This window comes from Cupriavidus pampae (assembly GCF_914271485.1).
Taxonomy (GTDB): Bacteria; Pseudomonadota; Gammaproteobacteria; order Burkholderiales; family Burkholderiaceae; genus Cupriavidus; species Cupriavidus pampae.
Map to the genome: position 1 here is coordinate 283,875 of NZ_CAJZAG010000005.1, position 11,672 is coordinate 295,546.

General features: G+C 65.4%; 12 protein-coding genes. 11 read left to right on the plus strand and 1 reads right to left on the minus strand.

The genetic code is table 11. The features are described 5' to 3' along the window. The first annotated feature begins 488 nt into the window (after positions 1–488). The 11 genes from LDO41_RS14390 (at position 489) to LDO41_RS14440 (ending at position 10,850) form a co-directional block, all read left to right on the plus strand. Complete coding sequence (locus tag LDO41_RS14390) at positions 489–1,226, plus strand: GntR family transcriptional regulator (RefSeq protein ID WP_223989230.1); 738 nt, start codon at positions 489–491, stop codon at positions 1,224–1,226. Next, on the plus strand, positions 1,223–1,975 hold the full coding sequence (locus LDO41_RS14395) for an ABC transporter ATP-binding protein (RefSeq protein WP_223989232.1): 753 nt from the start codon (positions 1,223–1,225) through the stop codon (positions 1,973–1,975). The genes LDO41_RS14390 and LDO41_RS14395 overlap by 4 nt, the downstream gene beginning before the upstream one ends. 11 nt (positions 1,976–1,986) lie before the next feature. Then, a complete protein-coding gene (locus LDO41_RS14400; protein WP_223989234.1) occupies positions 1,987–2,805 on the plus strand; it encodes an ABC transporter permease in 819 nt (272 codons plus the stop codon). A 5-nt stretch (positions 2,806–2,810) separates the two neighbouring features. Continuing rightward, complete coding sequence (locus tag LDO41_RS14405; RefSeq protein ID WP_223989235.1) at positions 2,811–3,803, plus strand: ABC transporter substrate-binding protein; 993 nt, start codon at positions 2,811–2,813, stop codon at positions 3,801–3,803. A gap of 75 nt (positions 3,804–3,878) precedes the next feature. Next, the gene (locus LDO41_RS14410) at positions 3,879–4,883 is read left to right on the plus strand and encodes a zinc-binding dehydrogenase (protein ID WP_223989624.1); all 1,005 of its coding nucleotides are present in this window, start codon (positions 3,879–3,881) and stop codon (positions 4,881–4,883) included. A gap of 83 nt (positions 4,884–4,966) precedes the next feature. Continuing rightward, entirely contained in the window at positions 4,967–5,386 is a 420-nt protein-coding gene (locus LDO41_RS14415) for a PaaI family thioesterase (protein ID WP_223989236.1), read from the plus strand. Between the two features lie 19 nt (positions 5,387–5,405). After that, positions 5,406–6,911, plus strand: a complete 1,506-nt coding sequence (locus LDO41_RS14420; protein ID WP_223989238.1) for a class I adenylate-forming enzyme family protein — start codon at positions 5,406–5,408, stop codon at positions 6,909–6,911. 16 nt (positions 6,912–6,927) lie between these two features. Beyond that, positions 6,928–8,007 carry an ABC transporter substrate-binding protein gene (locus tag LDO41_RS14425; protein WP_223989240.1) on the plus strand — a complete coding sequence of 360 codons (1,080 nt, stop codon included), beginning with the start codon at positions 6,928–6,930 and terminating at the stop codon, positions 8,005–8,007. Next, the gene (locus LDO41_RS14430; RefSeq protein WP_223989242.1) at positions 8,004–9,314 is read left to right on the plus strand and encodes an acyl-CoA thioesterase/bile acid-CoA:amino acid N-acyltransferase family protein; all 1,311 of its coding nucleotides are present in this window, start codon (positions 8,004–8,006) and stop codon (positions 9,312–9,314) included. Before LDO41_RS14425 ends, LDO41_RS14430 begins: the two co-directional genes overlap by 4 nt. Further along, a complete protein-coding gene (locus tag LDO41_RS14435) occupies positions 9,311–10,093 on the plus strand; it encodes an ABC transporter ATP-binding protein (RefSeq protein ID WP_223989245.1) in 783 nt (260 codons plus the stop codon). The genes LDO41_RS14430 and LDO41_RS14435 overlap by 4 nt, the downstream gene beginning before the upstream one ends. Continuing rightward, complete coding sequence (locus tag LDO41_RS14440) at positions 10,077–10,850, plus strand: ABC transporter permease (RefSeq protein WP_223989247.1); 774 nt, start codon at positions 10,077–10,079, stop codon at positions 10,848–10,850. Before LDO41_RS14435 ends, LDO41_RS14440 begins: the two co-directional genes overlap by 17 nt. A gap of 38 nt (positions 10,851–10,888) precedes the next feature. Here LDO41_RS14440 and LDO41_RS14445 read toward each other — a convergent pair whose 3' ends face one another. Beyond that, complete coding sequence (locus LDO41_RS14445; RefSeq protein ID WP_223989249.1) at positions 10,889–11,521, minus strand: 2-hydroxychromene-2-carboxylate isomerase; 633 nt, start codon at positions 11,519–11,521, stop codon at positions 10,889–10,891. Positions 11,522–11,672 lie beyond the last annotated feature (151 nt).

Genomic DNA, 11,672 nt, shown 5'->3' on the forward strand with positions numbered 1-11,672 from the left:
GTTCTCCGTACGTCACTGGGCATGTCTGAAATTTATATCGCACGCGATATAGTGTCAAGCGATTTTTTCAGCACCGAGGCGAGAGCCGCTCGTCACGCCCGCGCACCTGATTGGATGCCATCGCGAATGGCATCGGTGAGCAGCCCAGCACGATTCCGTGCGCCGCCCTCCCGGCGCTGGTGCACGTCATGTATGACGCGCGTTACCGCAAGCGAAAGCCTGACCCGCTCACAGCGCAGACATATGCCCTCCCAACGCGGGGGGCCATCGCCCGCCAGCTGGCGCGGGGCCTGCGCTCGTTCCCTCTGCTCGATGCAGACAACTCACCCGGCCACCCTGAAACAGTGAGCAGCCCACAACCATCAGGCATTACATGTGCTTCTGAGAAACGCTTCGTTTGTTCATAACGCCCTCAGTCGTAAGCTTTGCCTCTCTTCTTGAGAGTAACTGCCACGCTCTGTGAGCGGCTCACAGGAGTCAATGAACCCATGAGTGATCCGCAATTCCGGCACCCCACCGAACCGGCTGACACTGACAGTGTCAGTCTGGGCCTCGCTGCCTATACCGCCATCCGCCGCGACATCCTGACGTGCCGGCTCGTCCCCGGGTCGATGGTGACCGAGGGCGAGTTGATGGCCACGTACGGATTTGGCAAGAACAGCTGCCGCATCGCGCTGACCCGGCTCGCGCACGAACGCCTCGTGTTTGCGCGGCCGCGCAAGGGCTATCAGGTGGCGCCCATCACGCTGAAGGACGTTGAAGAGGTATTCGCGCTGCGCGTGCAGCTGGAACCGATGGCCGCGCGGCTGGCGGTCAATCGCGTCGATACACAGCAGTTGCATCGACTCGAAGCCGCCTGCCGCGTCGAACATATCGGCCCGCTGCCGCATCGCATCGACGTGTTCATGGATGCCAACAAGGCCTTCCACCTCGCGATCGCCGAGGCCACCGGCAACGAGCGCCTGCTGCGCACGCTGTCGGGGCTGATGGACGAGATGTCGCGACTGGTCGCGCTCGGCTTCAACGTGCAGCGCGTCAAGCCCGAGATTCGCCATGACCACAACTCGATGATCAAGGCGTTCGAGGACCGCGACGAACGCGCCGCGGAAACCATCGCGCGCCGCCATATCGAAACGTTCCGCACGCAGACGATGGAAAAGGTCTACGCGAGTCTCTCGCAGGCCGGCACCTATCTGCCACTCGTGGTCGCCGGAGGTGTGCGATGAGTATGGCCAAACACCAGCCTGTGCTCTCCGCCACCGGCATTACGAAGCGTTTCGGCGCGACCACCGTGCTCGACAACGTCGACCTCGCCGTGAACGCGGGCGAAGTGCTCGCGCTGGTCGGCCCGTCAGGCTGCGGCAAAAGCACGCTGCTCAATATCCTGTCCGGTCTGGTCACACCCGATGCGGGCCAGCTGTATGTGGAAGGTGTGCCGTCGACGCAGGTACGAGACTGGCGCCGCGTCGCGTACATGTTTCAGGAAGACCGCCTGCTGCCATGGCGCACCGTGCGCGACAACGTGACGTTCGGCCTCGAAGCCGCGCCGATGCTGCGCAACGAACGCGATCGCCGTGCCGACGAAATGCTCGCGCTGGTCGGCCTGCATGGCCGCGCCGACGCGTGGCCGCATGAACTGTCGGGTGGCATGCGCAGCCGCGTGGCCCTCGCGCGCAGCCTGGCCGTGCAGCCGGACGTGCTGCTGATGGATGAACCGTTCTCGAAGCTCGATCCGCACACCCGCAGCCAGATGCATGAAGAACTGCTGCGCATCCAGGCCGGCAATCGTATGACCGTGGTCTTTGTCACGCACGACATGGAAGAAGCCGTGGTGCTGGCGGACCGCGTGGTGCGCCTTGCCGCGCGCCCGGGCCGCGTAGCCGATGTGGTCGATCTCGCCACGCTCGTGCGTCCGCGCATTCCCACGACACCGGTCGTGGCCGAACAGGTCCGCGTGCTGCGGGCCGCCGCGTGAGGAGTCACGTCATGTCAGCCGTCATCCAGAATCGTGCCCTGCAGTTGATCGCGCAGCGCCTGTTGCTCGTCGCCATCTTCCTCGCGCTGTGGTGGTGGGGTGCGTCGCATGTGCCATCGTTCGTGCTGCCGGGACCTTCCAAGGTGGCCAACGCGCTGGTCGCGCTGTGGCACAGCGACACATTCGTGGCCGATGTCTCCGCCACCTGCCGCCGCGTGCTGAGCGGCTTCCTGATCGCCACCGTTGTCGGCACCGGCCTCGGCCTCGCGCTCGGCGGCAGCCGCGTGCTCGCGCGCTTCTTCGAGCCGATCCTCACCGTGTTCAATACTGTGTCGTCGGCCATCTGGGCGATCTTCGCGATCATCTGGTTCGGCATCTCGGACGCCACCACCGTGTTCGTGGTGTTCATGACCGCGATGCCGCTGATCCTCACCAACGTGTGGGAAGGCGCCAAGACCGTCGATGCGCAATACGTGGACCTCGCGCGCAGCTTCCGCATGTCGCGGGTGCAAATCCTGCGGAAGATCTACGGCCCCACGATCCTGCCCCATTTCTTTGCCGGCGCACGGCTCGCATTCGGCTTCGGCTGGCGCGTCTCGCTGGTGGCCGAGACCATCGGCTCTTCGAGTGGCATCGGCTATCGGCTGCGTCAGGCCGCGGACCTCGTGCAGACCGATCAGGTCTTCGCCTGGACCGTGCTGCTGGTCGGTTTGATGCTGCTGCTCGAAGGCGGCGTGCTCAAGCCTGCCGAACGCTGGTTGTTCCGCTGGAAGACGCCCGCACGCACCCCCTCACGTAACACCCCCTCTTTGCTCCAAGTACAAGGATGATCATCATGCGCAAGCTATTTACCGCGGCCTTGTCCGCGACCTTCGCCGCCCTGTCACTGGTCTCCGCGGCCGCCAGCGCGGCCGACACCGTCAAGATCGGCTACTGGACCAGCGGCGTGAGCCTGGGCTACGGCTCCGTGCTCGAAGCCAAGGACTTCCTGGCCAAGCGCGGCATCAAGGCCGAGTTCGTGCACTTTCCTGACGTGAATGCCCCGCTGCGCGCGCTCGCGGCCGGTTCGATCGACCTCGCGTTCGGCGCGCCGGTGGCCGGCGTGTTCGGCACCGCGGCCTCCGGTGTGCCGATCCGTATTTTCGCGGCCACGCAGCCTGCCGACGTGCAGTTCGTGGTGCCGAAGGACTCGCCGATCCAGTCGATCGCCGAGTTCAAGGGCAAGAAGATCGGCATGTCGCCGGCGGGCTCGTCGGTGGCCGTGATCGCAGGCGCCGTGCTGGCAGGCAACTATCAGATCAAGAGCAGCGAGTTCTCGCTGATCGGTGGCAATGAATCGCGCCTGGCGCAGTTCCTCGTGCAGAAGCAGGTGGACGCGGCCGCGCTGCGTTCGGTGACCGTGGGCCAGCTCGGCGACGAACTGCCGGTGCGCAAGCTCAGCACCTTCGCCGATGAATGGAAGAAGCTGACGAAGTCCGACGCCGTGCCCTATATCGGCGTAGGTGCCGTGCGCACGGAACTGGTCGACAAGCAGCCCGAAGTGGTGGCTCGCGTGATTGCCGCGCTGCGCGACACGCTCGCGTGGGGCAATGCCAACCGCGATGAAGTGGTGCAGATCCTGCAGAAGAAGGCCAACCTGCCGGCTGACGATGCCAAGGTCTACGTGAGCCACTGGAACGACATGAACCGCGTGGCCTTCGAGCCGGCCGATATCGACACGCTGCGCCGCCAGCATGCGGTGTTCGTCGAGTCGGGCCTGGTCAAGGGCGAACTCAAGGACGACTTGTTCGCGCGCGGCCCGTACGAGCAATCGAAATCGCTCAAGTAATTCGATCAACTAAGTCGATCAAGTCAGCCCTTTTTCTTTCCCCTCCCCCAGCAAGGAATTCTCGTGACTCAAACCATGCAAGCGCTCGTGCTCGATGCGCACGGTACCCTCGATCAACTGCGCGTCGTCACCGACAAGCCGGTGCCCACGGCCGGCGAAGGTCACGTCGTGATCCGCGTCGGTGCGTCCTCGTTCAACTATCACGATGTGTTCACCGTGCAGGGCATGCCCGGCATCAAGGTGCCGTTTCCGGTGGTGATCGGCCTGGATCTGGCCGGTACCATCACCGAGCTCGGCGACGGTGTGTCCGGCTGGAAGATCGGTGACCGCGTGCTGGTCAACCCGCTCAAGCCCGGCGTGGGCCTGATGGGCGAGATGGTCGACGGCGGCATGGCCGAGTACGCGCGCGTCGATGCCAAGCAGCTGATCGCCCTGCCCGACAACGTGACCTTCGAGCAGGCCGCCGCGCTGCCGGTGGCCTACGGTACCGCCCACCGCATGCTGATCACGCACAACACGGTCAAGGCCGGCGACAAGGTGCTGGTACTTGGTGCGAGCGGTGGCGTGGGTACCGCCACGGTGCTGCTGGCGAAGATGCTTGGTGCTGAAGTCATTGCGGCGGCGGGCAGCGACGAGAAGGGTGAAAAGCTCAAGGCCATCGGCGCCGACCATGTCGTCAACTATCGCGAAGTGGACTTCGGCAAATGGGTCATCGAGCGCTACGGCAAGCCGCAACGCCGCAACTTCGACGGCGGCGTGGACGTCATCGTCAACTTTACCGGCGGCGATACGTGGCTGCCTTCGATCAAGAGCCTGAAGCGTGGCGGCACGCTGCTGGTGTGCGGCGCCACGGCGGGCCACGATCCGAAGGAAGACCTGCGCTACGTGTGGAGCTTCGAGCTGAACATCAAGGGTTCGAACAGCTTCTATGACGACAACCTCAAGGCGCTGCTCGCGCTGGTGGCCGAAGGCAAGCTCGATCCGGTGATCGACAGCGTGGTGCCGCTGACCGGTGCCGCCGATGGTCTCGCGCTGATCCGCGATCGCGCGGTGCTCGGCAAGGTGATTGTCACGCCCTGATACGCATCGATGCCCTGCGCCGGTGTCGTGTGTCGACACCGGCTGCCTTGCCCTCTTTCATTACCTTTTCCCCCGCACACACCATGTCCGAAAACACTACCCTGCCGACCGCCGCCGACGTACAAGCCCGCCTGCTGCGCGGCCCCTATCACCAGTGGCTGGGCCTCGAAGTCCAGAGCGTTGCCGACGGCGAGATCACGATCACCGCGAAGTTCCGCGACGAGTGGGTCGTCAATGTCGAAGGCGGCTATATCCACGGTGGCATCCTGGCCGCGCTGGTGGACCTCGGCGCCGACTGGGCGCTGGTCTCGCATACCGGCAAGGGCGTGCCGACCATCGACCTGCGTGTGGACTATCACCGTGCGGCGCGCGGCGACCTCAAGGTTGTCGGCAAGGTCATCAAGACCGGTCGCCAGGTGTCGGTGGCAGAGGCCAATGTGTTCGATGCCGAAGGACGTCTCGTGGCCAGCGGCCGCGGCGTCTATTCGACGCCCGCAGCCTGAGCGCGGCCGGAGAATCGCGATGGACGAGAGCCTGAATCTGGGCCGCATCATCGATCGGCACGCCGACCGCGACGCGATTGCGCTTGTCGGGCTCGACCTTGACGGCCATGCCACCGAACATAGCTTTGGCGAGATCGACACACGTGCGGACGCGCTCGCACGCGGTCTGCTCGCGCGCGGATTGGTACCGGGCGAACGCGTTGCACTGCTGGGCGTGAACTCGGTGGCCTATGTCGTCTCGCTGCTCGGCATCGTGCGTGCCGGGCTCGTGGCGGTGCCCGTCAATTTCAAGCTGCCGCCCGCGATCGTCGAGTACATCCTCGGCGACAGCGGTGCGCGCCTCGTGCTGTGCGACGACGCGCGCGCGGCGCAGGTACCGGCCGCGCTGCCGCACATCCTGTTTGGCTCGCCCGAGTTTGCGGCACTCCCGCAGCCCGGCCCGTTTGAAGCGTTTGAGCCGGACGCGCGCGATCTGGCCCTGATTCTCTACACGTCGGGTTCCACCGGCCGGCCGAAGGGCGTGCTGCTGAGCCACGCGAGCCATCGCTGGGTCGTGCGTACGCGTCAGGCCGCCACGCCCCTGGCCGACGAGCGCGTGCTGATCGCCGCGCCGCTGTATCACATGAACGCGCTCGCGTTGATTCTGCTGACGCTTGCGAGTCATGCACCGGCCGTGCTGCTGCCGCAGTTCCAGGCCGCCGCGTATATCCGCGCGATCGCGCGCTATCGCTGCACGTGGCTGACCGCGGTGCCGCCAATGATCGCGATGATGCTGCGCGAACGCGAACTGCTCGCGCAGACCGATCTCGGCAGCGTGCGCGTAGTGCGCATGGGTTCCGCGCCGGTCAGCCCGAGCCTGCTCGAGCAGATCCACAAGCTGCTGCCCAACGCGCGCGTGATCAATGCGTTTGGCACCACCGAAGGTGGGCCGGTGGTATTTGGCCCGCATCCCGAAGGTCTGCCCACCCCCACGCAGGCCGTGGGCGCCGCGCATCCGGCCGTGCAGATGCGGCTGATCGACGAGCGGGGCCAGCCTGCCGATGAGGGGGTGCTCGAGCTCAAGAGTCCCGGCCTGATGCTCGGCTATCACCAGCGGCCCGAGCTGTCGCCGTTAACGTCCGATGGCTTCTACGTGACCGGCGACGTGTTCCGGCGCGATGCGCAAGGCTTCTACACTTTCGTCGGCCGACGCGACGACATGTTCGTGAGCGGCGGCGAGAACCTGTATCCCGGCGAAATCGAGAAGGCGCTCGAACGCCATCCTGCCGTGCAGCAGGCCAGCGTGGTGCCGGTGCCCGACGACATCAAGGGCACCAAGCCCGTGGCGTTCGTGGTGCCGCGGCCTGGACACGTCGTGCCCAGCGAGGAGGACCTCAAGGCGTTCTCGCTGACGCAACTGGCGGCGTACGAGCATCCGCGCCGCATCTGGTTCGTGGATGCGCTACCGCTCGCGGCCACCCAAAAAATCGACCGACGCGCCCTCACCGAGGACGCCTTGCAGCGCCTCGCTGGCGCCCATCATTAACCGCAGGAGTCATTCGATGTCCTTCAAGCAGCCAGCGGCGCGCGCCGCGGCACTCACCCTTCTTGCCGCATGCGCGGCGCCCGCGTTCGCGCTCGACGAGGTCACGGTGGCGCTGGCAATTCCGCCGGCCGTCCATGACGGCGCGCCCTACGCCGCCGCCGAGGAACTGGGGCTGTTCAAGGAAGCCAACCTCAGCGTCAAGACCATCGTGTTCCAGGGCGCGGGCGCACTGCTGCCGCAAGTGGCCGGCAAGCGCGTAACGTTCGGCTATCCGACTTCCGAGCCTGTGATCGCCAGCTACTTCTCGGGCAAGGATCCGCTGCCGCTGCGCTACTTCTACAACGGTGTGCCCGGCAATACGATGGAATTCGCGGTGCTCGCGGATTCGCCGATCAAGACGCTGGCCGACCTCAAGGGCAAGCAGATCGGCGTCGGCGCGCTGACGTGGGGCACCATCCCCGGTGGTCGCGCGGCGCTGCGCACGGCGGGCCTCGAGCCAGGCAAGAACGTCGAGTACGTCGCGGTGGGCGCGCTCGGTGCCGGCTTTCAGGCGCTGCGCACGCACAAGGTCGATGCGCTCAACTTCAACAGCAGCTGGGACGATCAGCTCGAGTTCTCGGGCGTGAAGATCCGCCGCATCGCGTATCCGGCGGTGTTTCAGGAGACCGCTGGCAATGGCTTTATCGCGCACGTCGATACGTTGCGCGATCAACCCGACCTGGTCCGCCGTTTCGGCCGCGCCTATACGCAGGCGCAATTCGTGTGCGAGGCCAATCCGACGTTCTGCGTCAAGGCATTCTGGAAACACAACCCCGAGTCGAAGCCGGCTGGTGACGAAGCGAAGAACCTCGCGGAGGCCACCGAGCTGCTGAGCCGCCGTCTGCGCCGCGTGTTGCATACGCCCGATGGCGCCGCGCGCGTGCCGGGGCAATATGATCTGGTCGCGATCCAGCGCGGTATCGATGCGATGGCCAAGGCCGGTGAGTATCCGAGCGCCGATGTGCCGCTGCAGAAGATCTTCGGCAACGAGTTCGTGCCGGCGTTCACGGACTTCGATCGCGCGGCCCTGCTGCGCCGTGCGAAGGCGGCGCAATGAGCAACGTGACCCTTTCCGTGACGCCCACGGATGCGCTGGTCGATGTGCCGCGCGAGATCGTGCTGCGCGGCTTTCGGGCGGGCGAGCGCGTGTCGCTCGACGCCTCGCTTGCGCATCCCGATGGCAGCCAGTGGCAAAGCCATGCCGAGTTGATTGCCGACGCTGCGGGGCAGATCGATGTCGCACGCGCGACGCCGGTCGCGGGCGACTGGAATATCGCCGATGCGACCGCGCCGGTCTGGGCCATGCGTCGTTTGCAGGCGCCCACGCGTCCTGAACTCAGTGAAGACGTCGCACCACTCGAGATCGCGTTGACGGCCACGGGAGAGCATGGCGGCACCGTGTCGACAGGCTATACGCTACGTTTTCTCGCGCCGGGCGTCACCCAACGCCCGATTCGCGAGGCCGGCCTGACGGGCACGCTGTACACCCCTGCCGGCGACGGCCCGCACCCCGCGGTGCTGGTGCTGGCCGGTTCGGGCGGCGGCATGCACGAGCAACGCGCGGCGCTGTATGCCGCGCATGGCTATACGGCGCTGGCGCTCGGTTACTTCAAGGCGCCCGGACGGCCCGATCATATCGACGACATGCCGCTCGAGTATTTCGAGACGGCTTTGCAGTGGATGCACGCGACGCTAGCCCCCGCACGCGGCTTTGTCGCGGTATCGGGCGTGTCGCGCGGTGGTGAACTGGTGCTGCTGCTGGGCGCGCGCTTCCCGAAGCTGGTCTCCGCGGTCATCGCCTACGTGCCAAGCGCGGTCGTCAATGGCACGTTGCGCGCGGGCAAGCCCGGCGCGCCGCGCGATGCCACCGCATGGACCTGGCGCGGCGAGCCGCTGCCGAACGTGTGGCGCGGCAATCCCGATGCCGACTGGTCCGCGTTCGATGCGCCGCCCGCACCGGGGCAACCCGTGCGGCAGGCCGCCGCGTTTCACTCGGTGCTGCGCAATGCCGCGTTTGTCGCGGCCGCGCGCATTCCGGTGGAAGACATCCGCGGTCCGGTGCTGCTGATCTCGGGCACCGACGATGGTTTCTGGCCGTCGACGTTGTACAGCGAGCAGATCGAGCGCACGCTGCGCGAGCATGGTTCGCGCTGGCCTGTGCAGCATGTGGTGGGTACCGGTGCCGGCCATGCGATCGGCGTGCCGCAGTTGCCCGCCACGCTGATCGTCAAGCCGCATCCAGTGGCGGGTCTGTTGCTCGATGGCGGTGGCACGGCGGAAGCCAATGCACGCGCCAGCGCACAATCGTGGCAGGCGGTGCAGGCGTTTCTCGCTGCGGCAGTAGCACAGGACGCGCGCGCATGACGGCCGCGATGCTCGTATCTCCCGCGCTCGACGCACAGCGTGTGGGCCTGACGTATCCGACGCGCAGCGGCGAGACCGAGGCGCTCAAGGATATCGATCTGGCGATTGGCGACGGCGAGTTTGTCGCGCTGCTTGGTCCTTCGGGCTGCGGCAAGTCCACGCTGCTGCGTCTCGCGGCTGGGCTGATGCCGGCCACCACCGGCACGCTGCAACTGCATGGCAAGCCGATCGAGGGGCCGAGCCGCCGCGCCGGCGTGGTGTTCCAGAAGCCGAATCTGCTGCCATGGAAGACGGTGCGTGACAACGTGCTGCTGCCCGCGCGCACGCAACGGCTCGATCTGCGCGCAGCCGGAAGGCGCGCCGACGAACTGCTGGAACTCGTGGGCCTGGCGCAGTTTGCAAAAGCCTATCCATTCGAACTGTCGGGCGGCATGCAGCAGCGCGTCGGTATTGCACGCATGTTGTTGCCCGATCCGGATCTGCTGCTGATGGACGAACCGTTCGCGGCGCTCGACGCGCTCTCGCGCGAGACGCTGACGTTCGCGCTGCAGGAAATCTGGAGCGTGCAGCGCAAGTCGGTGCTGTTTATCACCCACAGTATTCCGGAAGCGGTGTTTCTGGCCGATCGGGTGCTGGTGATGTCGCCGCGTCCGGGGCGCATTGTGGAGTCGTTGCAGATCGACCTGCCGCGCCCGCGCACGCTCGATACCTTCGACACGCCCGCCTTCACGGCGACGACCCAACACCTGCGGAGACACTTCAATGCCTCGCCGATCTAAACTGCTGCCGGCACCGATTTATCCGCTGATCAGCCTCGGCGTGCTGCTGCTCGTGTGGCATCTGGCCGTGCGCTGGTGGCAAATTCCGGACTACCTGCTGCCACCGCCTTCGGCTGTGTTCGATGCGCTATCGGCGGGCTTTGTCAGCGGCAGCCTGTGGCCGCATATCTGGGCCACGCTGGTCAATACGCTGAGTGGGTACGCGATCGGCTGCGCGCTGGCGATTGCGCTCGGTGCGTTGCTGGCCGAATCGGAGACCTTCGAGCGCTTCGTCTATCCGGTGCTGGTCGGTTTGCAGGCCACGCCGAAAGTTGCGCTGGGACCGATCATTCTGGTCTGGTTCGGCTTCGGGGCTGCATCGAAGATCGTGCTGGTCGCGCTCGTCTGCTTCTTTCCGCTGTTCGTGAACACCGTCAACGGGATTCGCCGGACCGATCCGGAACTACTGGAAGCGTGTCGTGCGTTCAGTGCGTCGCGCTTGTTCCTGCTGTGGCACGTCAAACTGCCGGCGGCGCTCGGCGATATTTTTGCCGGGCTGCAGATCGGTGTGTCGCTTGCGTTGATCGGCGCGGTGGTGGGTGAGTTCCTCTCCGCGCAGAAGGGGCTTGGCTATCTGATTGCCTCGTCCTCGGTCAGCATGAGCCTTGCCACGATGTTTGCGGGGGTCATCCTGCTGGCGGTCACAGGCCTGATCGGCGCGGAGATCGTGCGCGCGTTGCAGCGTCGCGTGGTGTTCTGGCAGGCGCGGAAGCAATAAGCAGTCGGGGGCCGCTGAATGGCCCCCGATAGCTTTTTTTAACCCTTCACGCGCAGGATTTCCTCTTCCACGTACGGCAGCGTGTCCTTGCCGAAGTAGATCTCGTCGTTGACGAAGAACGTCGGCGAGCCAAACGCGCCGCGATCGAAGGCATGTTGAGTGTTGTCGATCAGCGTCTGCTTGACGTCGGCCTCGCCAATGCGATGCATGAATGCCTCGGCGTCGAAGCCGGCTTCGGTCAGCGTGGCCGCGAAGATCGCCGGATCGTCCATCTTCTTGCCGTCTTCCCACATCGCCTTGAAGATCGCCTCGACATAACGCTCGAAATGGCCGTCGATACGCGTGGCCACCGCGCCGCGCATCAACTGCAGCGTGTTGACCGGGAAATGCGGGTTCGGGCGGAACGCGTGCAGGCCATGCCGCGTGAGGAAGCGCTTTATCTCCAGCCGACCGTATTCCTGCTTGTTCTTGATACCCGCGAATGCCTCCGCCGGGGAACGGTTGCCGGTCAGGCGAAACAGCCCACCGAGCAGCAGCGGTACGTATTCGAAGGTCACGCCGGTACGGGCTTCGATGGCCGGAAGTACCTTGTGCGACAGATACGCGTTGGGGCTGCCGAAGTCGAAACAGAACTGCGCTTTCACCGTTGCCTCATTGTTTGGTCCAGACATGTCGTGCCTCCAGATTGCGGCCTGATTGGCGCATATTTGCGGAACAATGTACTGCACTGCAATCCAAATCGCAACCGCGGCAAGCAGGAATTTGGGCGGCACTATAGAATCTCGCGCATTCCCACCCGATTTCGGCGGTCTTCGACTGGAA

Excerpts from the sequence above, each read along its gene's own strand:
- LDO41_RS14445 (WP_223989249.1), bottom strand. The coding sequence starts at position 11,521 with ATGTCTGGACCAAACAATGAGGCAACGGTGAAAGCGCAGTTCTGTTTC.
- LDO41_RS14430 (WP_223989242.1), top strand. The coding sequence starts at position 8,004 with ATGAGCAACGTGACCCTTTCCGTGACGCCCACGGATGCGCTGGTCGAT.
- LDO41_RS14410 (WP_223989624.1), top strand. The coding sequence starts at position 3,879 with ATGCAAGCGCTCGTGCTCGATGCGCACGGTACCCTCGATCAACTGCGC.
- LDO41_RS14435 (WP_223989245.1), top strand. The coding sequence starts at position 9,311 with ATGACGGCCGCGATGCTCGTATCTCCCGCGCTCGACGCACAGCGTGTG.
- LDO41_RS14405 (WP_223989235.1), top strand. The coding sequence starts at position 2,811 with ATGCGCAAGCTATTTACCGCGGCCTTGTCCGCGACCTTCGCCGCCCTG.
- LDO41_RS14400 (WP_223989234.1), top strand. The coding sequence starts at position 1,987 with ATGTCAGCCGTCATCCAGAATCGTGCCCTGCAGTTGATCGCGCAGCGC.
- LDO41_RS14415 (WP_223989236.1), top strand. The coding sequence starts at position 4,967 with ATGTCCGAAAACACTACCCTGCCGACCGCCGCCGACGTACAAGCCCGC.
- LDO41_RS14395 (WP_223989232.1), top strand. The coding sequence starts at position 1,223 with ATGAGTATGGCCAAACACCAGCCTGTGCTCTCCGCCACCGGCATTACG.
- LDO41_RS14420 (WP_223989238.1), top strand. The coding sequence starts at position 5,406 with ATGGACGAGAGCCTGAATCTGGGCCGCATCATCGATCGGCACGCCGAC.
- LDO41_RS14425 (WP_223989240.1), top strand. The coding sequence starts at position 6,928 with ATGTCCTTCAAGCAGCCAGCGGCGCGCGCCGCGGCACTCACCCTTCTT.
- LDO41_RS14390 (WP_223989230.1), top strand. The coding sequence starts at position 489 with ATGAGTGATCCGCAATTCCGGCACCCCACCGAACCGGCTGACACTGAC.
- LDO41_RS14440 (WP_223989247.1), top strand. The coding sequence starts at position 10,077 with ATGCCTCGCCGATCTAAACTGCTGCCGGCACCGATTTATCCGCTGATC.